A 22737-nucleotide genomic window follows, 5' to 3' on the forward strand; every position below is an offset into this window, starting at 1 on the left:
TTTACCGTAGCGAGGAGCCCACGATGTACGACGCCACGCCGACGACCGCCGATGCCTCCCCTCACGCCAAGCTCCACGCGCGGCGTTTCGAGGGCATCAAGCGCAACTACACCCCGAAGGACGTGGAGAAGCTCCGCGGCTCCATCACCGTCAGCCACACGCTGGCGGAGCTGGGCGCCAAGAAGCTCTGGGAGCTGCTCCACACCGAGGACTACATCAACGCGCTCGGCTCGCTCACCGGCAACCAGGCGGTGCAGATGGTGCGCGCGGGCCTGAAGGCCATCTACCTGTCCGGCTGGCAGGTGGCGGCGGACGCGAACTCCGCGGGGCAGATGTACCCGGACCAGAGCCTCTACCCGGTGGACAGCGTCCCCACCGTGGTCCGCAAGATCAACAACGCCCTGCGCCGCGCGGACCAGATTGACCACGCGGAGGGCCGCAAGGACCGCTACTGGTTCGCGCCCATCATCGCCGACGCCGAGGCCGGCTTCGGGGGTCCGCTCAACGCCTTCGAGCTGATGAAGGGCATGATTGAAGCGGGCGCCGCGGGCGTGCACTTCGAGGACCAGCTGGCCAGCGAGAAGAAGTGCGGCCACATGGGCGGCAAGGTGCTGGTGCCCACCAGCCACTTCATCCGCACCCTCAACGCGGCCCGGCTCGCGGCGGACGTCATGGGCGTGCCCACCCTGCTGGTGGCGCGCACGGACGCGGACAGCGCCAAGCTGCTGATGAGCGACGCGGACGAGTACGACCACGCCTTCATCGACAAGAAGTCCGGCCGCACGGGCGAAGGTTTCTACCGCCTCAACGGCGGCCTGGACTGCGCCATCGCCCGCGGCCTGGCGTACGCGCCGTACGCGGACCTGGTGTGGTGCGAGACGAGCACCCCGGACCTGGCCCAGGCGAAGAAGTTCGCCGAGAGCATCCGCGCCAAGTACCCGAACAAGCTCTTGGCCTACAACTGCTCGCCGTCCTTCAACTGGAAGAAGAACCTGGACGACGCCACCATCGCGAAGTTCCAGCGCGAGCTGGGCGCCATGGGCTACAAGTTCCAGTTCGTCACCCTGGCCGGCTTCCACGCGCTCAACTTCGGGATGTACGAGCTGGCGCGGAAGTACAAGGACCGTGGCATGGCGGCCTACAGCGAGCTGCAGCAGGCCGAGTTCGCGGCGGAGAAGGACGGCTACACCGCCACCCGCCACCAGCGCGAGGTGGGCACCGGCTACTTCGACCAGGTGGCCGAGGCCATCTGCGGCGGCAACGCCAGCACGCTCGCCCTGACGGAGTCCACCGAGGCCCACCAGTTCTAGGCAACGGCGCCACCTGAAGTCCCAAGAAGGCCGCGGCTGACGGGGAGCACGCCCGTAAGTCCGCGGCCTTCGGGCGTTTTCGGCCTTCCGCGCAACTTCGCCGGCGGCCGGGCGATAATGGGGATTCGAGAGGTCCGACACGTGCGTGGTGCGCGTCCCGGGCCGAGACGGAGGCGCCATGACCCGCATCAACTCCTTCACCGGTCCGATGATCCAGCCCGCCACCACGCAGGCGCAGACCCGCGCCGCGAGCACGAGCTTTGGCGCGCTGGTGAACCCGATGGCCCCTGCCAATCGGCCTGGGGATCCGCTGATGGTGTCGGGGGCGCGGTGGTCGCCTCGGCGCTCGCCTCGGTGGGCAGCTCGCCGAACAACGGCCTCCTGAACTCCTACCTGTCCGCCGTGGGCCGCGGGCCCATCTCCGAGGATGGCTCGCGGGGCCCGGTGTCCCAGGCCCCGGCCGGCTCGGAGCAGGCGCAGCAGGAGCAGGTCCTGATGGAGCTGGCGGAGATGTCCGCCGCGACGCTGTCGAACTCCATCCTGCACATGGGCAACAAGATGAAGGTGGACCTCGACCGGGAGTAAGGGTCACCCCTTCTTCTTGTCGCTCTCCGCGTTGTAGGCGTCGCGCTGGCCTCGTTGCAGCTCGGGGCCCTTGCGCCACGGCACGTCGACGTCGGTGCGCTGACCGCCGTTGTGCTCGGAGACGTCGTTGAGGAATTCGGCGCGCCCCTCGGCGGGGACGCGCTCGCCGTCTTCCTCGGGGTCCTTCTGCTTCTTCGGATCCAGCGGGATGCCCGCGCCGCGCTTGAGGTAGTCCTTGGGGTCCATGTCTCCAAAGTGGAGACGCCCACCGTCCGCGAGCAGGGGGCGGACAGGCGGGCGGGCCCGTGCTGGCTCAGTTGAGGTACTTGGGCCGGGGCGGCTCGGCGGGCTGCTGCTTCATCATCTCCAGCCCCTGCCGGGTAAGGACGAAGCGGACGACGCCGGAGCCCCGCTCGGTCTCGATCTCCGCCTCGAAGGCCGGCCCGGCGATGCCGCCGAAGGACACGTCCTTGCGCAGGTTCACCACCCGGCCGCTCACCATGTCCCCGGCCACTTCCTTGGCGCCCTCACCGCGCTGGTGGAGCTCATAGGCCACCTGGTGCAGCGTCATCGCCAGCGAGGGCGACAGCGGCTGGTTGCTGAAGAGGACGGAGATGAGGAGCCAGTAGGGAGGTGCCTGGTCGGTGGACATCGCGTCCCCATCCTAAGCGCCTGGCGGAGCGGAGGCCCGTGGAAGTGACGGGCCCCCTTGCGAGCGCCTAGCGGGTGGGCAGCTCACGGAAGGTGATGCCCTCCAGCTCCAAGCGCTGCACCGCCTCCTTGAAACGCTCGGTGCCCACCATCACGGTTGCGAAGTTGCCCACGCGGAAGACGTCGCGGTCCGTGGGCAGCGAGGCCGCGTCGAGGATGGGGGCGTCTGGCAGCGTGAGTTTGAACCGGCCACAGGTGTCACACGGTGGAGGCAGCTCCGGCGGATAGCAGTCTGGGTGCAGTTGCCCGCGAGGCTCGAGCTGAAGCTCCAAGAGCTCCGGCGGGTCCTTCTGCCGAAAGCGCAGCTCCGTCTTGCAGCCCACGAGGCCGCACACACCTTCCATCTGGAGCCGTTCCAGTGCTTCCCGGCGAACCACCAGCAGCATGCTCCCCTGCGTTTCGAAGTCGGCGAATCGTCCCGAGGCAGTTCCAACCAGCGGGCCGAACACTGTCCCTGGAGGCAGCAGCGCGCCTGGCGGAGCCAAGGGGCGGACCAACTCACGCAGCCTCGCGAACTCCTCGAATGGCTCGGGCCGGGCCTTCAGGAATTCGCTCTGCGCAGGCAGGTTCGACAAATCCACAGCGGGGTACTGATGGCCCGAGGAGGCCCAGGTCACCCCACAGCCAGGGCACCCCGCCAACCCAGGCAGTCCCCACTTGTGCGCGGCGTTGAAGCTCCCGTTGATTCGGGGCCACATCGCGCTGTCCTGGGAGAGTTCAAACACACGAAGGGTCATGTTCCGGGCCTGGAATAGTACGGGCGAATCGGCCCACCAAGCAGCTCGAAGCGGTAGATCAACTCTCCGGCGTGTTTGAAAATCTCTTCAGGACTCGCCTCACTGTTCCGCCGCATGTACGCGCGCCAGGCTTCGTTCCAGGCACCACCGGCTCCCGCACCACCGTGAATGCGTCGATGGAGCTCTCGCGGTATCGGCATCGTGTAATCGTGAATCTTGACGCCCCGCTGCGTGAACCATTGGGCAAGCTCTGGTGCCTGGGGAAAGATGTGGTGCTTCTCCCAGCGCCCGGGCGGCAGCCGATGTGACGGCGGGATGACTCGCCCAGGCGCACCACCCCAGCTGGGGAACACCATGACAGTGCCCCGAGGCAGCTGCTGCCCACCCCCTGAGGCATCCCCTCGTTCATAGGACGACGCAGACCTCTCGGAAGAACATCTGCTCAAGGACGAGTTCGCCGAAACGCCTCATCAGAGGCTCGAATCGATGGTCTTTCATCATGGGCAGCGCGCCGTAGAATACAGCCCCTGGTTGAAGAGAGAATGGGTGCGCATGGTGACGGTGTTCGCCTTGAGCGTCCGGTCCAGGCCGGTGTCCTCGGCGGCCGCCCCAAGCAGGGTGAGCAGCGCCACGGCCATCGCACTCACCGGCAGCAATCGGTCGCGCCGCTCCGGGTCCTTCAGACGAGCGGAGGACAGGCCCATACCGAATCTCCAGTCCTCGGCACTGCGGAAGCTCTCCTCCATCGAGAAGCGCCATCCGTAGCGTTTCACCAACTCCGCGGCGCTGGCCGCAAGGCTCGTGGCCAGACACCAGGCATCCTTCATCCCAGGCGCCTTCACCACCACGACGGCCGTGATGCCGTAGCGCCGGGCTGTGACGGTTGCGTTCTTCAAAGCCGTCGCGCGTCCACTCCGGGGGACCCACTCGGCAGCGGTCCGCACGGCGCCCTTCGCGTCCTCGACGTGGATGCACTCGCGGAAGCGGATGACGAAATCGAAGCCAAGCTCCGCCTTCAGCAACTCGTACAACTCGACATCCCCAAAGCCACGGTCAGCCAGCACCGTCACCTTGACGCCCTCGGGCAGCACCTCGCGAAGCCGGCGCAGCACCAGGTCCTCCGCCTCGTTCCGGTTGCCGGCCAGGCCACTTTTGAGGGCCGTGTGCCACAGGAGCGGGGTGGCGCGTCCGTGCTTCGTCAGCCACGGCGGCTGGGCAGGCTGGAGGCGTTCGCGGCGCTGGTGACGTTCCTGGCGTCGGAGTCGATCGCGTCTATCAGCGGACGCTCTATCGCCGACGACGACGGAGCGCCGTGGGGGCTTCTGGTCGCCGGGCCTGGGTGGTATAGGCTGTAAGCAGCATCCCGCGTGTTCGCGGCCGGCCTCGCCAACCGGACCCAATCCGGCGTCCTGTGTGTCCTCGCAGTCCCGTCTGGTGTGGTCCTCGCGCGAGCACCTCCGCGCGCAGTTGCTCAACCTGCTGGAAACAACTCCCCCGGAATCCTCCGACTCACGAAACCGAGCGCTCTGGCTGCTTGGCATCGTCGGCGGCGCGCCCCTTCCGCTCCTGCGGTCGATGATCCTCGATCGGGGAACATATCCAGACCTCCAGAGCATGGCGCTGACGGTCGGGGCGCAGCAGGGCCTGTGGCTTTCGGGAGCGGAGCTGGCCCGGCTCCACGAGGAGCACGTTCGTGCAAGCGGCACGGGCCTCTCGTTGGGAGTGGCCCTGCGCTACGCGAGGCTCGACGCTTTCACGACACCGCTGAAGGACATGCTGCTCCGGTTGTCCCCCTGCGACCGGGCACGTCTCCTCTGCACATTCCCATTCATTCAAGTTCCGCAGCCTCGCGCCTACGTCGATTGGTTGTTCGCGCATTGGTACGAAGTCGACCGTCCCCTCATCGACGCCGAGGGCGACTGGGGTCATGACTTCAACTTCGACGTGGCTTTCTCCCAGCGGGAGCGGCCCGAGGCCTGGGCGCTCCTGATGACGTGGAGCCAGGACCTGAGTGCCGAGGCCCTGGAGCGGAAGGTCATGCGGAGCGCGTGGGGGTGGGAGATGTCGCGCGACGAGCTGTCACGATTCGTGGCCGCGAACCCCGCGCTTCGTCGCGGGGCGGCGGAAGGACTCATGCTTCCCCTGGAGGAGCTGCGAGCCCACTTCGGAGATGACAGGCTGTTGCGTCGGCTTGACTCCGTCGTCCGGATGGAGAGAGCGGCCGGACTCGCGCCCTACGGCATCCTGGCGCATCCGCCCGCCTTCGACTGGGCACTGCCTGTCCTGGGGCAATGGAGAGAAGCGCGGCGGCGCGTCCTGCCCCGGTGGCTGTGTGACTTCGAGTTGGAGGAGAACGCCCGGAGGAGTCTGCTCGAACAGCTGTGCGACCACGACCCGGCCATGGCCATGCGCTGGGCCCGGGTGGCCATGCGCTATCCTGGCAATACGCCTCTCATCGTCAGCGTCCTCCGGCTGGCGCTGGACTCGCGAGCCCCGGACGCGCGGCCCCTGTTCCTCGACGCGCTGGAAGGACCAGACGCGGAAGCGCGCCCCCTGGCCATCGCGGGGCTGGTGATGCTCGGTGAAGCCAGCGCGGCGTGGACCGACCGCCTCCTCTCCCTGACGAATGACGCGCATCCCGAGGTCCGGCTGCATGCGCTCGCGGGGCTCGTCCAGCAGGGGCAGCGCCAGTGGCTGGAAGTGCTTCGGCCCCTGGCGCGTGAAGCAGCGGCCCCAGGAGTGCGTGCCCAGGCGCTCCGGTGGCTCGGAGTGCTGGACGGGGAAGCCAGCCGCCCTCTGTTCATGGACGTGCTTGCCCAAGCACCTTCGCGAGGGGACGAGGACCTCTACCCCTGCTGCTCAACGCCGTTCCTCTCTCCTGAACTCAGGGAAGCCGTCCTGGCGCTCTCCCAACTGGGCACGGACGAGGACCTCTCCGCGCTCCTGGAGCTGGTACAGCGAGGTTACCTCTGCGAGTTCCTGGGCGACCTGCTCGCGCAGCACCTGGTTCGACGCGAGGCACAGCCCTGACGTCATGGGGTAGACTTCAGGTCTGTCTTGCCCGTTCCGCGCGGCCCTTACCCCGCACGCGGGCGACGGCGTGAGGCAATGCCCTCGGCGAGCGCGACCTGCTGCTTCCAGTGCCCATACAAGCGCCCCTGCGAGGCCAACCGGTCCAGCTTGCGCTGTGTCGCCTCATCCACCGACCCGGGCGGCGCATCACGGAAGGGCGTCCCCGGCAGCGGCATGAATGTATGCCCATGCACGCGCGCGCCCAGGCCCGCCAACTTCTCCATCAGCGCCACCGTGGCATCCACGTCCGCGGGCTCCTCGCCGGGCAGCCCGAGGATGAAGTCCACGTTGGGCACGAAGCCAGACTCCACCGCGATGCGGGTGGCGCGCACCACCGTCTCCACGTCGTGCCCCCGTCGGGTGCTCTGGAGGATGCGCTCGGAGCCGGACTGGCCGCCGATGATGAGGTTGTCGTTGTGGACGTAGCGCTTGAGCAGCGCCAGCGCCTCGGGCGTGACGTGCTCGGGGCGGACCTCCGACGGAAAGGTGCCGTAGTAGACGCGCCCATCGGGCGCCATGGCCTCCTTCACGGCGGCGAGCAGGGCCTCCACCGCGTCCAGGTTCACCGACTCGTCGGCGGTGCCGTAGGACATGGAGGTGGGCGTGATGAAGCGGATGTCTCTCCGGCCCGAGCGCCGCAGCTCCCTTGCCCAGTGCGCCACGTTGGCCACGGAGCGGTGGCGGAAGCGCGCCTTGCTCATGAACGGCGTCTGGCAGAAGCGACACGCGTAGATGCAGCCGCGCGTAATCTCGATGGCGCCGTACTGCCCGTTACGCGCCGCGAAGGGCGGGAAGTCATCCAGTTGCACGCCCTCCCCTCGGCCGTGCTGCACCAGCTTCCCGTCCTTCAGATACGCGACGCCGTGCGTCTCACGCGGCTCCTCGCCGCGCAGCACCCGGCCGAGCAAGGCACGCAGGGAGTACTCACCCTCGCCCACCGCCACCAGGTCGAAACCCGCCTGAAGCGTCTGGAGCGTCTCCGCCGTGGCGTGCACGCCGCCGGCGATGCACAGCACGTCCCGTCCCTCCAGCCGCTCACGCACCCATGCCAGCTCCTCCGCCGCCGGGGCGAAGCTGGCCGAGTAGAAAGACCACGCCGCCACCACCGTGTCTCCGGCGTCCACGCGCTCGCGAATCGTGTCCAGCAGCGTCTCGCGGCTGCGCGGAAAGTGCAGCGTCACGTCCGCCAGCGCCGGGTCCGACTCCACGGCGCCCGCCAGCACGGTGAAGGCGTACTTACCCGGGTACTGGTAGCTCAGGACGAGCGAAACACGGCGAGATGGCTGCATGCTGGAAGCGCTTTATGCCACAGGGTCGGCGGCGCAGACACACGGGCTGGCAACCGGGCCCGCCGCGTGCGCCCTTGGCCAGTCAGGGAGAAGGCACCAGCGAGAGGGCCAGCGTGTTGAACGCAGGGAACTCCATGACGTCTGGAGGAACCCGCCCGTCCGGCACAGCCATGCGCACCACCACCAGGTCCTGCGCTGGCACCACCAGCAGGAGCTGCCCGAAGGAGCCTCGCGCGGAGTACCCCCGGGGCGCGCCCTCCACGTGCGTGCGCAGCGGGATGCGGGCGCTCTTCTCCATGAACGCCATGACGCCCTTCATCCCGCCCAGCCGCTCGGAGAGCACCTGCATGAAGTCCCCGGAGGGAATCGGCTTGTCCACCACGTCCCGCAGGCGGGACAGCGACGCCTCCGGCATGCCGTTGCGGCGCGCCTCGTTCACCATGTCCTGCCCCAGCACGCGGAACGCCTTGTCGTAGACGAGCCACCACAACAAGCCCGCCGTGGGGGTATGGGCCTGAGATGACGCGGCGGTGCATTCCTGAATCCAGGCCTCGCTCAGGATGCGCTGGCCCTGCCAGACGCCCCGCTGGAGCATCAACTGGCCCACCTTGGCGAAGTCCACGGGGTGCAGGCGCAGGCCGGACATGCCCAGCGGATTGCCGGACGGGTCCTTCTGCCAGAACACGTCACGGATGCCGAGCGGCTCGAAGAGGCGCCGCATGAGATAGGCGTCCAGCTTCTCGCCCGAGGCGCGCTCCACCACGCCCGCCAGCAGGTTGGTGGCCTTGTTGTTGTAGAAGAACCGGCTGCCCGGCACGTCCACCACGTGGCTGTCCAGCGCGTAGCGGACGAAGTCCCGCGACTCGTAGATGTCCATCGCGTGGGCGTTCGCGGCCAGCCCCGAGGTGTGGCTGAGCAGGTGCCGAAGCGTGACCTTCCCCTTGAGGCCGTCCTTCCACTCCGGGAAGAAGGTGGAGACAGGCGCGTCGACGGAGGGAATGCGGCCCTCGTCGATGAGCAAGCCGATGGCCAGCGCCACCACGCCCTTGGTGGCGGACATGGACTCGATGCGCTGCGTCTCGCCGCCGAAGTACCACTCTCCCACCAGCTTGCCGTGGCGGAGCACCACCAGGGCCGACGAGCCCGATTCTTCGGCCGCCTTCACGAAGGCCGCGAGCGCCGGCTCCGACAGCCCCGCCTCGGCGGGCGTCGCCTTCTCCAACCCCGCCCCGACGTTGCCCTCGGCGCGCGCCTTCAGCGCGTTCTCTCGCGCCCGCGCCACCAGTGCGTCGTAGCCCGGCATCCGCCGCAACGGCTCCAGGGACTTGTCGTGCAGCAGGTCGCCCGGCGAGCCCATCCCCGCTCGACGGCGCGCTCCAGCCACTGGAAGGCCGCGGCGTCGTCGCCCGCGCCCAGCGAGGCGTAGGCGGCGAACCATGCCACTTCGTCCGTCTGGCGGCCCCCTTCCCACAGCCGCTGCATCTCCGAGAGCGCGGAGTCGAAGTGCCCCGCCTCCATCGCCCTGCCAGCCCGCTGCAACGCCTCGCGGAGCTGGGACTCGGGGTCTGCTGGCGCCGGCTGCACGGCAGGGACTGGAGACGAAGCGGGCGCGGCCACGGGTTGCGTGTGGGCACAGGCCAGCAAGGTACAGAGCGGGAGGTAGAGACTGTGTCGCATGGGCGTTCCCCGGGGGCGGACCTGCTCGAACTACGCACCGGAAGCGCCGATATTGCATGGCCCGCACGCCATGACGAAGCGGCATCAATCCCCTGCGAGGGCACTGACGCCGGGCCGGAGAGGGACGAGGCATGCGGCCGCCACTCGAGCGCCCGCGCCATCAAACGGCGCGGGGCCGCCGCTGGCCGCCCGGGTTCCATCGAGGCCCGGACGGCAGCGGTGGCTTTCTGCGCGGCGTCGTGCAAGTCCAGCGTCATCAACAGCAACCGGCTTGCGCGGGCAGCGCGTGCGCTGAAGGAGCTGTCAGCGTCACGAGCCGATGACGAGATAGGGGTCGAAGTAGAAGTACTCGACGTTCGTCCCGTCCTTCGTCAGTCCAAACACCATTCCGTATTGGAACTCACCGCTCACGATCGTACTGGCTCTGAACGTGACAAACGGAATGTAGGTGCGCTTCATGCCCGGCGTGAGAGTCTCGTCGATGAGCGGGTTGTTGGCCCAGTTGCTCCAGGAAGAAGGCGCCGGCGTCCACTGCACGTCATCGCCGCTGTACGCGATGAAGTCCGGCACAGGGCCCGGATCCATGTCGAAGTTGGGGATGTCGATGGGACGCGTCGCGGGGTCCTTCATGTCCGCGACCTTGAGCTGAACGTTCCGGAACGAATGCGCGATGATGCCAGTGGGCGCGATCTTCACGGACTCGTCGTGATTCGCCTCCTCCGTGTAGATGCAGACAGTCTTCCCGCTCGGGACGGGCACCTTGAATTCGGGGTCTTCGAGCGTGCCGTTCAGGAGGAACGGCGGATGTGCGACCGCGGTCGCGGTGTTGATGGTGGCTCCGCCCTTGGGGAGCTTCTTGGAATCAATCAGGAAGACGATATTCAGGTTGTCACTCTGCATGTCGCACCAATCCCTTCGCGTGGTTGATGTATGTCGTTGCTGAACCCTCACATCGGGTTCACGGCAAGGAGTCCATCCCGCCTGACACTCACCAAAGCAACGCACATGCCATCGATTGCCCTGTCCCTGCTTCCTCTGAAGCTCGCATCGAGCCTGGAATTGCACCCTCCGACTGACGCGTCAGCTCCAACCGCCGGAACGACAACCCTTTCCATGCAATTCATTGCCCCGAACGCTTAAGTCCACCCCAATCCCAGACACAATCCACCTCCATTCCAGCCGCAGCACATGGAATCGTGTGGATACCTGGACCCGCCGCATCAGGTCGCCATCTCCCACAGCGAGGCCAGGGAGCGCCACGACGCGGCCCGTGACGGGCGAGTCCGCACCCGACAGGCCCCTTTCAGACCTGTCAGGTCATTGGCCTTGCTGCTCACGAGCAGAGGACCGGCACGGAGCGCTGCTGACACGTCAAACGTACTCCGAGTCCGTCAGGAATGAGGCTGGATTTCACGCCTGGAGTAGCGCTCCACCGGCCGCCTCAGCATCGATACGGCGAGGCATGAGACGTATCACGTCGGGTTCATGGCTCGAACGAGAGCGGCGCACCGATTCGGAGCCGGACGGACCTTCCCGGGCGAGCCGACCTCGCCCGTGGGTGCGAGCGCTCCAGACACGTGGAGCGCGCCGCGTCCCTCACTTTTCCCCACGATGGCGCGCGAGCCCGAGGGCCCGCGCGCCCCGGGAGGCTCAGCCCTTGCGGCGGCGGTAGCCGGCCGTGCCCATCAGCCCCAGCAGCGCGAAGGCCGCCGCGGAGCCACCGGTGCTGCTGCACCCCGACTGTGCCGCGGCGCCCTCATCCGAGGAGATACCTCCGGGCGGGGGCACGTTCGGCCCAGGCTCCGTGCCCGCATCCCAGGCTGGCGTCCCCGCGTCCGCCTCCGGCTGCGGCCCCGGCTCCTCGGCCCCACCCGCGTCCACGGGGTCTGGGTCCACGCTGCCCGCGTCCTCGGGCGAGCCGGCGTCCATGGGCGAGCCCGCATCCATCGGCGTCCCCGCGTCCTCGGGCGAGCCGGCGTCCATGGGCGAGCCCGCATCCATCGGCGTCCCCGCGTCCACGGGTGGCGGCTCCGGCTTCTGCTCGAGCACGTCCGACAGCGCCGTCGCCTGGATGAAACCATCATGGTAGACGACGCCCACCGGCTTCACGGTGTCACTCCGGTAGAGGCCGAGCTTCAGGTAGTTGCGCTGCCCCGAGTACATCGTCATCGCGCCGCGCTTGGGCAGCACCAACTTCTTGTTGTGCCACAGCTCGACGAAGCCCACCTTCGGGTCGGACGACCACTTCGCGTGCAGGATGAACTCGTGCCACACGCCTCGGGTGAGCTTCGTGCGCCACGGAATCTCGCTGGTGCCGGGGAGCGACAGCCGGATTTCCTCCCCCTTCACGTAGAACTCCACCGGCGGCGAACCACAGCATCCGTCGTGGTGCCACTGGGTGAAGAGCTGCCAGGTGTCCACGCTGGGGAAGTCGTTCGCGAACATCACCTTCCAGCGGTAGTAGTACTCCGAGCCCACCGGTTCGTTGCCGAGGTAGACCAGCTCGTTGCGATTCCCGCTGGCGTTGATGGGGTCGTCGCCCTGATGCACCGTCGCCTTCAGCGCGTATCTGCCCTCGGCCACGGGTGACGTCACCACCTGCAGCCGGTCCGCGTTCACCATCTGCGCGCGGGAGTACTGCGAGCGGTCCCCCGTCTCGAAGTCCCCCCGCCACACGACGCCTGCCATGGCGAGCCCGGGGACGCACCACATCACAAGCCATCCGGGGATAAAGGCTCTCAAAACACATCCTCGCAAAGGTTTGGAATGCAACAACCAGCACACGGTACCGCAAACCATTCACTGCTTCATTCCCCCGCGAAATCCTTCCCGCTGGGCCGGCAAGTGGGCAGGCGGGCATGCAAGGCCTTGAATGTTTCACGCCATGTTTCACGTCGAGCGCAGGGCGGCTGACACACTCCGGGCGTCCTGGCAAGCCGACAGCAACACGTCGCGTCATCAACACGCCGGCCAACCTTCAAGCTGACTGGCGGCAGGTGTGGGGTATAGTCCGCACTTTCCGGCGCTCCGTTCCGGGGGCGCCCCGAGTGTCCCCATGCTTGTCCTGCGTGACGTCCAGAAGACCGACCTGCCCGGGCTCAAAAGGCTCGCGGCCGTGCTGAACACGGTGAACCTGCCGAACAACGAGGAAACGCTGTCGGCCATCGTGGACACGTCGGTGAAGAGCTTCGCGGGCAAGGTGAAGAACCCCTTCGAGCGCGAGTACCTCTTCGTGCTGGAGGACGTGCGCAACAGCCTCATCATCGGCACGTCGATGATCATCGCGCAGCACGGCACCTACGAGGCTCCGCACATCTATTACGAGGTGAGCGAGCGCGAGCACTACTCCGCGTCCCTCTCCCGTCACCTTCGCCACAAGGTCCTCTCCATCGCCTACAACTACGAGGGCCCCACCGAGGTGGGCGGCCTCGTCGTGGACCCGCCCTACCGCGCCACGCCGGACAAGCCCGGCAAGCAGCTGTCCTACGGGCGCTTCCTCTTCATCGCCATGCACCGGCGGCTCTTCCGCCCTCGCGTGCTGGCGGAGCTGCTGCCGCCGCTGCTTCCGGACGGCCGCAGCCTCTTGTGGGAGGCCTGCGGCAAGAAGTTCACCGGCCTCACCTACCAGGAGGCGGACCGCCTCAGCCGGCAGAACAAGGAGTTCATCAAGGAGCTCTTCCCCGCCTCGGACATCTACGCGTCGCTCTTCCCCGCGCGCGTGCAGAAGGTCCTGGGCGAGGTGGGCCCGCAGACGCGCGGCGTGCAGCGCATGCTGGAGCGCATCGGCTTCAAGTACATGGAGCGCATCGACCCGTTCGACGGCGGTCCCCACTTCGAGGCCAACACCGCCGACATCTCCCTCGTGCGCAAGTTCCGCACGCTCAAGGTGGCGGAGGAGGACTTCGACCTGGAGGGGGATGACGTCCTCGTCGCGGCGGAGAGCGACTCCGGCCGCAACCGCTTCCGCGCCGTGCGCTGCCAGGCCCGGCTGGAGAACACCCAGGCCTTCCTGCCCGCACGAGCCAAGGAGGTCCTGGACATCCAGGCCGGCGCGAAGGTGTCCATCATCCCCTTCGAGTAACCCGCTGCCTCACGGCCGGCGCACCACCCGGTGCGCCCCGCGCAGCAGCGACAGCCAGCGCGCCCCCGCCTCCAGCGCGGGGCCCTGCGCCTCCGCCAGGGCGACGGGCAGGTGCGTCTGCGGTGACACCTCGTCCAGGGACGTCGGGTCCAAATCCAACGTCCCGCCCTTCGCCAGCGCCACGCGCACCCAGGCGTGGGGGCGCGCCGGCCCGCCATCCACCACCAGCAGCCCGTGCACCAGCGCCACCTTCACGCCCCGAGCACGGGCCCCTCCGCGAAGCGCAGCGCGTGCGCCGTGCACCCTCCCGCCTCGCCCTCGCCGTCCTCGCTCCAGTCCGCGCCACCGGGAATCTTCTCCGGGAAGGCCGCGTGGACCTCGGCCGCCAGCGCCCGCGCCGCCGCCGCCTTCCACGGCGTCAGCCCCGCGAGCCGCGCGGGAACGGCGAGCGGCGGCTCCAGCGACAGCGCGCCCCGAGCCCCCTCCACGGGCAGTCCATCCGCGAAGAGCTCAGGAGGCGCGCGCAGGCGCTCCCCAGGCGCGGCCACGGTGAAGCGCGAGTCGCCCACCTCCAGCGCCTCCATCCGGCCGTCCGCCCCATAGCGGGCCTGGAAGGCCGTCCCCAACAACGTTCCCTCCACGCGCCGGTCCTCCACCCGGGTGACGCAGTGCGGGCCCTCGCGGCCCGTCAGCTCCTCCCGCCCCACGACACACCCCACGGCGGGCACGCCCTTCCAGAGCCACAGCGCCTGCGGCACCGCCGGCGAGCCACGCACCCGCCCCTGGGCATCCACCTCCAGGGACTGTTCCCGGCGGCGCGCTCCCGCCTTTCCGGCGCGGGTGTGCAGGTGCTGGCTGACATAGGTAAAACGGCCCGGCTCCAGCTTCAGCGTCACCGTGCCGACCGGCACGCCGCGCCAGGCGAAGACGTAGCGCGTGGAATCCGCCTGGAGCGCGGGTGGCGCGCCAGCGCTACCAGGATTCTCTGGCTTTACCGGGAGCGTCAGCAGCAGCAGGGCAAGCAGGGTGGCCACGGCCCCAGTGTGCGGCGTTTTGAGGACCGGCGCGAGAAGGCGGAGTAGCGTTCCACTCCTTCATGGGCGCCAAACGGTACCTGTTCACGTTCGGCCTGGCGGCAGGGCTGGTCTCCGCGCTCCTCCTGGGGGGGATGCTGCGAGCCGTGTCCGGGGCGCCGCTTCCGAATGCCACCTGGGCGGTGGTGCTGCTCGCCACGCCCGCGCTCTATCTCGCGGGGGATACCTCGCGTGGTTCCGCTGGGCGGCGCAGCGGCGGCGGGTGCGCCGGCAGGTGATGGCGCGGCTGGCGGAGGGCGACCTCACCACCACGGTGGGGCCGCGCTATGAAGGCCACGAGGACGTGCGCCGCCTCATCCTGTCCCTGCGGCGCGCCCTGGCGCAGGTGCAGCGGGTGACGGCCAACCTGCACCGCACCAGCACGGACGTGAGCGGGCAGGCCCGGATGCTGCTGGAGGCCGCGCGGCGGCAGGGCGGCGCGGTGGAGCGCACGCTGGAGGCCGTCAGCGGCATGGGCGGCAGCCTCCAGGTGGCAGGCAAGCGGGTGCACCAACTGGAGGTCTTCGCCGTCGACACCACCGGCGCGCTGCTGGAGATGACGGAGCGGCTGGAGCAGGTGGTGGACTCGCTGGCCCAGGTCAACACCTTCGCCCACAACACCACGTCGCTGATGCAGGCCATGGCCGAACGGATGGCCAACATCGCCGCGTCCGGTGACGAGCTGGGCCGCTTCGCCAGCGAGGCCGAGGACTTCGTCGCCGCCGTGGAAGGCGGCATCGATTCCGTGCGCCGCCGTGCCAATGAGACGAACCAGCTGGCCATCGCCGTGACGGCCACCGCCGAGCGCGGCGAGGTGCTGGTGGGCGACAGCGTCAAGGGCATGTACCGGGTGGAGGAGACGGTCCGGAAGGCCGCCGAGCTGATGGAGATGCTGGGCACGCGCTCGATGGAAATCGGCCGCATCGTCGACGTCATCCAGGAGATTGCGGACCAGACCAACCTGCTGGCCCTCAATGCCGCCATCATCGCCGCCCAGGCGGGCGTGCAGGGGCGGCCCTTCGGCGTGGTGGCCAACGAGATTCGCAACCTGGCCGAGCGCACCACGCGCTCCACCCGCGAAATCGGCGCCATGGTGGCGGGCGTGCGCGACGCCGTACAGACGGCGGCGGCGCTGGTGCAGGAAGGCCGCGAGCGAGCCACCGCCGGTGTGGCCCTGGGCGACCGCGCCGCCGAGGCCCTGGTGGAGATTCGCACCATCACCCAGCGCACCTTCACCGCCGTTGAAGCCACGGTGGCGGAGACGCAACGGCTGGAGGCGCAGGGGGCCACGGTCGTGGAGGCCAGCCGCCGCGTGGCCCTGCGGGTGGAGAACGTCACGCGCATGGCCATCGAACAGTCCGGCCATGCGCGCGAGCTGCTGCGCCAGACGCAGGAGATGGCCCGCGTGGGCCAGGGCGCCTCGCAGAAGGCGGAGGCCCAGGCGCGCACCGGGCGTGACCTCTCCGAGTCGGTGGTGCGGCTGAGCGCCGCCCTGGAGGAGCTGCGCTCCGCCAACGTGGTGCTCACCAAGGCCGACGCCTCCATCCGCGAGGAAGTCGCCCAGGTGCGCGAGGACGCTCGCCGGGTCATCCGCATCGGCGACGGGCTGACGCGAACGGTGGACCAGCTGGGCCACGAAGCCGAGGGCCTGGAAGCGGAAGTGTACCACTTCAAGCTCCCCACGCCCCACTCCGGCGGGACACTGCGCGTGGGCATGCACCAGGCCGCGTCGCTGCGGAACCGCCAGGCGGTGGACCCGCTCTTCAGCGTGGAGAACCAGGTCTCCGAGCTCACCGCGTGCGTGTTCTCCACGCTGGTGCGCAGAGAGGACGGCGGGCTGGAGCCCGACCTGGCCGAGCGCTGGGACGCAGACCCTTCCGCGCGCCGCTACCGCTTCTATCTGCGCCGTGGCGTCGCCTTCCACGACGGCACGCTGCTGACGGCGAACGACGTGAAGCGCCACCTGGAGCGGCTGCTGGACCCGGCACTCCGCTCGCCCGACCGGAGCCTCTTGGAGGACGTGGAGGGCGCGCCGGAGTACGCCGCTGGCATGGCGCGCGACGTGTCCGGCCTGGAGGTGCTGGACGACCACACGCTGGAGATTCGCCTCCGCGAGCCCAAGGCGTTCTTCCTCCAGTTGATGGCGCTCACCGCCACCGCGGTGGCCCGGACGGACGCCAACGGGCGGCTGGTCGGCACCGGACCGTTCCGGCTCCTCGCCCTGGAACCCGAGCACGTGGTGCTGGAGCGAAACCCCTCTTACTGGCGCCCGGGCGTACCGATGGTGGACCGGCTGGAGTTCCTGCTCGCCGGTTCTCGCAAGGAAGCGGTGACGCTGCTGCGCCAGGGGGCGGTGGACCTGGTGTCGTTCCTCGACACGGAGCATGTGGAACTGCCCGGCCTGGAGGCCTTCCAGCTCGCCGCGAGCACCACGCCCTCCACGGCCTTCGTGGTGCTCAACCACCGGGAGGCGCCCTTCGACGACGTGAGAGTCCGGCGCGCACTCCGCGCGGGCATGGACATCCCGGCCATGGTGAGCCAGTTCCATCCCGGCGCGCGCGTGGCTCGCTCGCTGACCCCACCCGAGCTGCTGGATGACGCGGACATGGGCCCCGCCCCCGTCCCGGACGTGGCCCTCGCCGAGCGGTTGCTGCGAGAGGCAGGCCTGCGCAGGCTGCGGCTGACGCTCCACCGTCCCACCGGCAATGACCACTCCGCGGAGGACGCGGTGCTCTTCCGCCCCCTGCTCCAGGCCGGGCTGCTGGAGCTGCGCTACGTGGAGATGTCGCTCGAGGAATACACGACCCAGGTGACCGAGGGCCGCCTCCCCGCCTTCCGCAGCCGCTGGCTGGCCGACTACCCGGACCCGGACACCTTCCTGCACTTCCTCCTCCACTCCAACGCCCAGACGGTGTTCCCCATGGGCTACCGGAACCCGGAGCTGGACCGCCTCACCGCCGAGGCCCGCGTCTCCATCGACCCGGAGCTGCGCCGTCAGCTCTATCTGCGCGCGGAGCAGCTCTTCCAGGAAGACTGCCCCCTCATCCCGCTGTACCACGACCGCGCCCACGCGGCCGCGACCCCCGCGGTCCAAAGCCTGCGGCTGCACCAGACGCCGCCCCAGGTGCGCTTCGACGACCTCTGGGTCGACCCGAACGCCGCCACCTGAGACAGCCCAAGGCACGGGTGGCGCGCGACGCCGGCATCACGGAGATTCGATTCTCCTCCGCGAGGGCCCGCCATGGCGCTGCGGCCAGCCGCGGTCTTCCGTCGTGAAGTCCCGCCCCAGGCCGTACGACTCCAGCCGCCACACGCCATCGCGGTTCAAGACGACATACAGGTGCTGCCCCAGGAACGCGGCACCCGCCACCCGTGGGCGACTGGGAAGCGGGCAGCTGCCGACTCGGGCACCTTGAGCAAAGAACTGTATCCAGGCCTGGGGGCCCTCCGGCAGTTCGGCGTCAGCGAGCACCCCCACCGCGCCCCCTTGAAGCAACGCGGCTTCGTACACCGTGCCCGGTGCCACCTCATCCGGAAGTGCATCCACCTCCCACACCACGTGTCCGGACTCCGGGTCCACGGCGCGAAGCACGACACGCTCCTCCCGCGCCGTGCAGGGAACGCCGTCCGTGCGCGCACATGCCCGCGCGAAGAGCTGGCCAGGCTGTCCAGCCGAGGACAGGAGCGCCGGCTCCGCGATGGGCACCCGCCCGCTGGCCCCACCGCCCCCTTCCGAGAGCATGACGGGCACGCCGCCATCCTCCGGAACAAAGGCTCGCGCGCCCACCAGCAGCCGCCCACCCGCGATGGCCAGTGACGCACCTCCATCCGGAACACCGCCATCCAGCAGCGCGCTCAACGTCAACGCCGTCCCCCACCGCCATCCGCCACTCCTGGCGACACCTCCACCCGCGCCAGCCGTCCATCCACCGTGTAGAGATAGGCCGTCCCCAGCACGTCCAGCCCCAGCCGCGCCTCACCTCGCCAGGCTTCGACCTGTGACGCGCCCAGCAACGCGCCCGCGCCCTCGCGACCCGACAGCCAGACGAGCCTCGCGGATTCGGGCGCGGTGCCGCCATCATCCACGCCGCCGGCATCCGGCACGGCCCGCCACGCGACGTACGCGAGGATGTCCTCCTCGTGCGTGAGTGCGATGTGGCTCGCGACGGCGGCTCCCGGTGGCAGGCCCTCGCTCGCCCCTAGCGACGCCCACGACGCCTGCCACAGGCGCGCACCGGAGCCGCGCGGCGCATAGGCCTCGAGCCCCTCTGGCGCATGGACCACCACGCCCGCATCCGACGCGGCCAGCAGCGACCGCGCGCCCCCATCCGGGTACGAAGACGCGTACCGCAGCAGCCCAGAGCGCGTGTACGCGACCAACTGGCAGCCCGCGTCCCCGCCACACACGGAGGTGTAGAGAGCGTCCTCCGAGACGAGCAACACCGTCCCACCGTCCGCCGCCACCGGCACGCCTTCCAGCTCCAGGCTGAGCTCCGGCGCGAGCTCGACAGGGTCCGGCCGCTGACACACGCCGCCTTGGCACGTCCCTTCTCCCTGGCAGGCGGTAGCGGGCGCGCAGACGAAACCCTCGGGGGCGTCACCTCCCGGCACGCGCCGCTGAAGCACAGACGCGCCTTCTGACAGTCCGCCGGGCCGCAAGGACTGAAGTCGTCGGCGTCCACCGCCGTGCAGCCCTCGTCCCGGTCGCACAGCCCCACCTTGCAGGGGTTCTCCGGCGCGGGGCACGCCACCCGCGACGTCACACACCCTCGCGTGGGCGAACACGCATCCACCGTGCACGGATTGTTGTCGTCACACGTCCTCGGGTGGCCCACGCAGACGCTCGCCTGGCAGCGGCCATCCACCTGACAGCGGCTCTCCGGCGTGCACGCGGCGCCTTCCTCCAGCGGCGTCTCCACGCACGTCCCGGATGCCACGTCGAAGCGGGAGTCGAAGCAGGGACGCTCCGGACACGGCGTGGACCGGATGCCCAGGCCCGTGAGGCGAACGGACTCCGTCAGCCCCGCGCCTGACAGCAGCAGCGTCCCTTCCGACGGCCCATGCCCCGCGGTGAAGACGACCTCCACTTCGGTCGCGCCGCCGCCAGCGACGCTCACCTCGGACGTCACCACGGCGAAGGGCGCCTCCACGGATGCCGCCACCGTCAGGCCCACACGGCCCGTGGCCAGCACCGTCACCGCGCGGCGCGCCTGCGTCCCCTCCAGCACACGGCCGAAGTCCACCACCGCATCCCGGGGCCGGAACCCCTGACGCGAGCCTCCCGTCCCGGAGTCCCCCGACTGGCACCCGCCCACGGCGAGCATGAGCGCCACCCACAATGGACTCCAGGAACGCGCCGGCAGATGCATGCCCGCGACTCAAGCGCGGGGCCGCGCGCCCCTGCAATGCAACGCCAAGGCGCCGTCCTGAGACGAACTCAAGGCCCCGGCGCGGGGGCACGGCGCCGAGCCAACATCCGGATGACCACGCCAATGACGCCAATGACGACCAGCCCCACCACCGCGTACTGGTACCGGGTGACGAGCGCCGTCAGCCGCTCCAGATTGCCGCCCACCGCCGTGCCCAACCCCAGCACCAGCCCGGTATGTGCCATGGCGGACACCGCGCCCAGCGCCAGCGCGTTGAATCGCGGCATGCGCGAGGCCCCCGCGGCGACGAAGATGAGGCCCCGGATGCCCGGCAGGAAACGATTCACCAGCAGCAGCCACGGCCCATTCACGCGCATGCGTGCTTGAACCTGTTCCAGCCGCGCATGGGTGATGCCGAAGAAGCTGCGCTCGGGGCGGGCGTCGAGGCGCTTCGCCAGCCAATGCCCCACCGCGTAGTTGATGGCCGCGCCCGCCACGCTGCCCACCGTCACCACCAGGAAGACGAGCATCCACGGTTGCGAGCCACGCACCGCGTACACGCCCCCCAGCAGGGTGATGGTATCCCCGGGAAAGGGCGGCACGACGTACTCCAGCATCGCCGCCAGCCCTAGCACCAGCAGGCCCAGTGGCCCCAGGGCCGAGATGAGCTGGTCGATGAATTCCACCATCCGAGCGTGCGACCTCCGGCGAGTCGTGCCCCGTCGGATTTAAGTCGGAAGCCGCCAACGCGAAAGGTGCTTCCGCCCTGGCCCCGCCAGCGGTGAACATCCCCGGGGCCCACACGGGGCCCGCGTCATGGCGTCGTGGACGGAGGCGCCTCGGAGGGCCGCGGCATCACCGTGCCGCCATACTGCGTGGCCGCCAGCGTGCCACACGCCGCGCCAATCTCCTTGCCACCGGAGTACCGACGCGCCACCGGCGACTTGAGAATCTGGAGGTGGTCGCGGAACGCGCTCAGCTCCTCGGGCGTGGGCGGCAGGTACTTCCCGGTCGGGTCCGTCACGTCGATGAGGTCCACCTTGATGCGGATGCCCTCGAAGGCGGCCTTCAGCGCCTCGGCGTCCTCGCGGCCCATGTTGAAGCCGCTGATGGCGACATAGGCGATCATCGCCCGCTCGCGCCGCACCTCGCTGTACTCGCGGATGGCCGCGATGAGCTCCGGCAGCGGGTGCGTCTTCTCAATCGGCAGCACCTTCGCTCGCTTCTCCGCGATGGCGCTCGTCACGGAGAAGGCCAGCCGGTACGGATGCCCTTCGCGCACGTAGCGGCGGATCGCCGGCACATGGCCCGCCGTGGAGAAGGTAATCGCCTCGCCCGCGATGGAGAACCCCGCCGGGTGCCGCAGGATGTCCGCGGCCCGCAGCGTCTCCTTGTAGTTGAGCAGCGGCTCCCCCATCCCCATGAAGACGACGCCGCGCACCGGCCGGTCCGCTTCCTCCCGGACCTGGAGCACCTGGTCCAATATCTCCCAGGTCTGGAGGTTCCTTTTGAAGCCCAACTTCCCCGTCATGCAGAAGTCGCACGCCAGCGCACAGCCCACCTGGCTGGAGACGCAGATGACGTACTTCTCATCGAAGATGGGGATGCGGACCGCTTCGATACGTCCGCCCAGCGGCGAGTCGAAGAGGTACTTCACGAAGCCGTCGTCCGCGCGGCGGCGCTCGACGATTGCCAGCTTCGGCATCTCCGCGTGGGCACGCAGGTGGTCTCCCACGCGGCGCGGCACCTGACGGGCCGAAGCGACCTCCTCCACGGACTGCGCGCCGTGGGCGAAGACGGCCGCGAACACCTTGCGGACGGCGGCGGGCGACGGGGAGAGCGGCGCGAGCGCGGCCTCCAGCTCCTGCAACGACAATGACTTCAGGTTCACGAGGCGGACTTGATTTTGGAGCGAAGGAACTCGGTGAGCTTGTCGGAGACTTCCTTCGGCATCTTCGCCGCCAGCGCCTTCTTGCACAGCCCGGGGGTGGCCCGGTAGGTGCGCAGGAAGTCCACACAGGGACTGCATCCGCGCAGGTGCTCACGTAGGTGCTGTGTGTCCTCGGGAGACATCTCTCCGTCGAGGAATTGCAGCAGGAGGTTGATGGAATCTTTGCAGTTGTACATCCGAACCTCGGCTGGCTGCGGCGCGCCCTCGTTCCTCTCGATGATGCCGAGCGCTTCGTCGCGTTTCACAACTCGCGGCTATCCCGGTTGTAGAAAGCGTCGATGGCTTCACGGAGCGCGAGCCGTGCCCGGTGCAACCGGCTCTTGATGGCGGGGATGGAGTCCCCCGTCGCCTCTGCAATCTGTTCGTAACTGAGGCCCTCCACGTCTTTCAAGAGGAAGACCTCCCGGTACCCCTCGGGCAGGCGGTCCGAGGCTTGCTGGATGGCGGAGCCCAGCTCGGCGTCCAGGGCCTTCTCCTCGGCGTCCCGGCTCCAATCCGTCTGGGGATACTCCGCCAGGGAGCCCCGCTCGGTGAACTCCGGGCCCTGGAGCTCCTGCTCGGCTGCCTGGGCCACGCGGCGGTGGCGCAGGCGCATGAGCGCATGGTTGGCGGCGATGCGGTGCACCCAGGAACCGAAGGCCGCATCCCCCCGGAAATCCTTCAGATGTTGGTAGGCGGACAGGAAGGTGTCCTGGGTGATTTCGGCCGCATCGGCCTCCGAACGGGTCATCCGGAGCGCCAGGCCATACACCTTGTCCCGGTGGGCATCCACCAGGGCCTCGAAGGCGGAAACATCCCCATCCTGTGCGCGAGCGAGGAGCTGACGGTCCTCGCCCATGACGGCCTCGTCGGACATGGCGGGGCGCACCCAACCAGCCAGGA

Annotated in this window: 19 protein-coding genes and 4 pseudogenes; 6 read left to right on the top strand and 17 right to left on the bottom strand. The window is 69.1% G+C overall.

Features of this window, described 5'->3' with window-relative positions; translation table 11 throughout:
• Nucleotides 1-23: 23 nt before the first annotated feature.
• Together aceA and QEG98_RS35400 are read left to right on the top strand one after the other, a co-directional pair.
• Nucleotides 24-1310, top strand: coding sequence for an isocitrate lyase (gene aceA, locus QEG98_RS35395; protein ID WP_316564455.1), 1287 nt, complete (start codon nucleotides 24-26; stop codon nucleotides 1308-1310).
• 330 nt (nucleotides 1311-1640) lie between these two features.
• Nucleotides 1641-1895, top strand: coding sequence for a hypothetical protein (locus QEG98_RS35400; RefSeq protein ID WP_316564456.1), 255 nt, complete (start codon nucleotides 1641-1643; stop codon nucleotides 1893-1895).
• A gap of 3 nt (nucleotides 1896-1898) precedes the next feature.
• Here the strand turns inward: QEG98_RS35400 and QEG98_RS35405 are convergent, their stop codons facing one another.
• The 5 genes and pseudogenes from QEG98_RS35405 to QEG98_RS35425 form a co-directional block, all read right to left on the bottom strand.
• A complete protein-coding gene (locus QEG98_RS35405; protein WP_171441032.1) occupies nucleotides 1899-2141 on the bottom strand; it encodes a hypothetical protein in 243 nt (80 codons plus the stop codon).
• A 67-nt stretch (nucleotides 2142-2208) separates the two neighbouring features.
• On the bottom strand, nucleotides 2209-2547 hold the full coding sequence (locus QEG98_RS35410) for a hypothetical protein (protein ID WP_011556377.1): 339 nt from the start codon (nucleotides 2545-2547) through the stop codon (nucleotides 2209-2211).
• A gap of 67 nt (nucleotides 2548-2614) precedes the next feature.
• Nucleotides 2615-3343 carry a double-CXXCG motif protein gene (locus QEG98_RS35415; RefSeq protein ID WP_316564457.1) on the bottom strand — a complete coding sequence of 243 codons (729 nt, stop codon included), beginning with the start codon at nucleotides 3341-3343 and terminating at the stop codon, nucleotides 2615-2617.
• Nucleotides 3340-3732 (bottom strand): annotated as a pseudogene (locus tag QEG98_RS35420) (TIGR02269 family lipoprotein); the annotation flags it as partial. The gene QEG98_RS35415 and the pseudogene QEG98_RS35420, both read right to left, overlap by 4 nt.
• 16 nt (nucleotides 3733-3748) lie before the next feature.
• Nucleotides 3749-4545: pseudogene (locus QEG98_RS35425) on the bottom strand (IS4 family transposase); the annotation flags it as partial.
• Nucleotides 4546-4957: 412 nt separating this feature from the next.
• On the opposite strand from QEG98_RS35425, the gene QEG98_RS35430 reads away from it, so the two are divergent.
• Nucleotides 4958-6373 carry a HEAT repeat domain-containing protein gene (locus tag QEG98_RS35430; protein WP_316564459.1) on the top strand — a complete coding sequence of 472 codons (1416 nt, stop codon included), beginning with the start codon at nucleotides 4958-4960 and terminating at the stop codon, nucleotides 6371-6373.
• 47 nt (nucleotides 6374-6420) lie between these two features.
• Here the strand turns inward: QEG98_RS35430 and QEG98_RS35435 are convergent, their stop codons facing one another.
• The 5 genes from QEG98_RS35435 to QEG98_RS35455 all read right to left on the bottom strand — a co-directional run bounded on the left by QEG98_RS35435 (nucleotide 6421) and on the right by QEG98_RS35455 (nucleotide 12180).
• Nucleotides 6421-7704, bottom strand: coding sequence for a TIGR04013 family B12-binding domain/radical SAM domain-containing protein (locus QEG98_RS35435; RefSeq protein ID WP_316564460.1), 1284 nt, complete (start codon nucleotides 7702-7704; stop codon nucleotides 6421-6423).
• 82 nt (nucleotides 7705-7786) lie between these two features.
• Nucleotides 7787-9061, bottom strand: a complete 1275-nt coding sequence (locus tag QEG98_RS35440; protein WP_316564461.1) for a serine hydrolase domain-containing protein — start codon at nucleotides 9059-9061, stop codon at nucleotides 7787-7789.
• Nucleotides 8959-9381 (bottom strand): hypothetical protein, encoded by a 423-nt coding sequence (locus QEG98_RS35445; RefSeq protein ID WP_316564462.1) that lies wholly within the window; start codon nucleotides 9379-9381, stop codon nucleotides 8959-8961. The genes QEG98_RS35440 and QEG98_RS35445 overlap by 103 nt, the downstream gene beginning before the upstream one ends.
• A gap of 309 nt (nucleotides 9382-9690) precedes the next feature.
• Nucleotides 9691-10281: a hypothetical protein gene (locus QEG98_RS35450; RefSeq protein WP_316564463.1), complete on the bottom strand. Its 591-nt coding sequence runs from the start codon at nucleotides 10279-10281 to the stop codon at nucleotides 9691-9693.
• Between the two features lie 750 nt (nucleotides 10282-11031).
• A complete protein-coding gene (locus QEG98_RS35455; protein WP_316564464.1) occupies nucleotides 11032-12180 on the bottom strand; it encodes a polysaccharide lyase in 1149 nt (382 codons plus the stop codon).
• A 256-nt stretch (nucleotides 12181-12436) separates the two neighbouring features.
• Here QEG98_RS35455 and QEG98_RS35460 point away from each other — a divergent pair, with 256 nt between their 5' ends.
• Entirely contained in the window at nucleotides 12437-13462 is a 1026-nt protein-coding gene (locus QEG98_RS35460) for an arginine N-succinyltransferase (RefSeq protein ID WP_090488449.1), read from the top strand.
• A 9-nt stretch (nucleotides 13463-13471) separates the two neighbouring features.
• Here QEG98_RS35460 and QEG98_RS35465 read toward each other — a convergent pair.
• Nucleotides 13472-14496 (bottom strand): annotated as a pseudogene (locus QEG98_RS35465) (transglutaminase domain-containing protein).
• 62 nt (nucleotides 14497-14558) lie between these two features.
• Here QEG98_RS35465 and QEG98_RS35470 point away from each other — a divergent pair.
• Nucleotides 14559-17704, top strand: a pseudogene (locus QEG98_RS35470) (ABC transporter substrate-binding protein).
• A gap of 36 nt (nucleotides 17705-17740) precedes the next feature.
• Here the strand turns inward: QEG98_RS35470 and QEG98_RS35475 are convergent.
• Nucleotides 17741-18400, bottom strand: coding sequence for a hypothetical protein (locus QEG98_RS35475; RefSeq protein ID WP_316564465.1), 660 nt, complete (start codon nucleotides 18398-18400; stop codon nucleotides 17741-17743).
• On the bottom strand, nucleotides 18397-19065 hold the full coding sequence (locus QEG98_RS35480; protein WP_316564466.1) for a hypothetical protein: 669 nt from the start codon (nucleotides 19063-19065) through the stop codon (nucleotides 18397-18399). Before QEG98_RS35480 ends, QEG98_RS35475 begins: the two co-directional genes overlap by 4 nt.
• Before the next feature lie 354 nt (nucleotides 19066-19419).
• Here QEG98_RS35480 and QEG98_RS35485 point away from each other — a divergent pair, with 354 nt between their 5' ends.
• The gene (locus QEG98_RS35485) at nucleotides 19420-19806 is read left to right on the top strand and encodes a hypothetical protein (RefSeq protein WP_316564467.1); all 387 of its coding nucleotides are present in this window, start codon (nucleotides 19420-19422) and stop codon (nucleotides 19804-19806) included.
• A gap of 166 nt (nucleotides 19807-19972) precedes the next feature.
• Here the strand turns inward: QEG98_RS35485 and QEG98_RS35490 are convergent, their stop codons facing one another.
• From QEG98_RS35490 to QEG98_RS35505, 4 genes are all read right to left on the bottom strand, one after another.
• Nucleotides 19973-20593 (bottom strand): DedA family protein, encoded by a 621-nt coding sequence (locus QEG98_RS35490; protein WP_316564468.1) that lies wholly within the window; start codon nucleotides 20591-20593, stop codon nucleotides 19973-19975.
• 125 nt (nucleotides 20594-20718) lie between these two features.
• Nucleotides 20719-21795: a radical SAM protein gene (locus tag QEG98_RS35495; RefSeq protein ID WP_316564469.1), complete on the bottom strand. Its 1077-nt coding sequence runs from the start codon at nucleotides 21793-21795 to the stop codon at nucleotides 20719-20721.
• Complete coding sequence (locus QEG98_RS35500) at nucleotides 21792-22100, bottom strand: anti-sigma factor family protein (protein WP_316564470.1); 309 nt, start codon at nucleotides 22098-22100, stop codon at nucleotides 21792-21794. Before QEG98_RS35500 ends, QEG98_RS35495 begins: the two co-directional genes overlap by 4 nt.
• Nucleotides 22097-22711: an RNA polymerase sigma factor gene (locus QEG98_RS35505; protein ID WP_090488437.1), complete on the bottom strand. Its 615-nt coding sequence runs from the start codon at nucleotides 22709-22711 to the stop codon at nucleotides 22097-22099. The genes QEG98_RS35500 and QEG98_RS35505 overlap by 4 nt, the downstream gene beginning before the upstream one ends.
• Between the last annotated feature and the right edge of the window lie 26 nt (nucleotides 22712-22737).

The sequence above is a fragment of the Myxococcus sp. MxC21-1 genome (genome assembly GCF_032612255.1).
GTDB classification, from domain to species: Bacteria; Myxococcota; Myxococcia; order Myxococcales; family Myxococcaceae; genus Myxococcus; species Myxococcus virescens.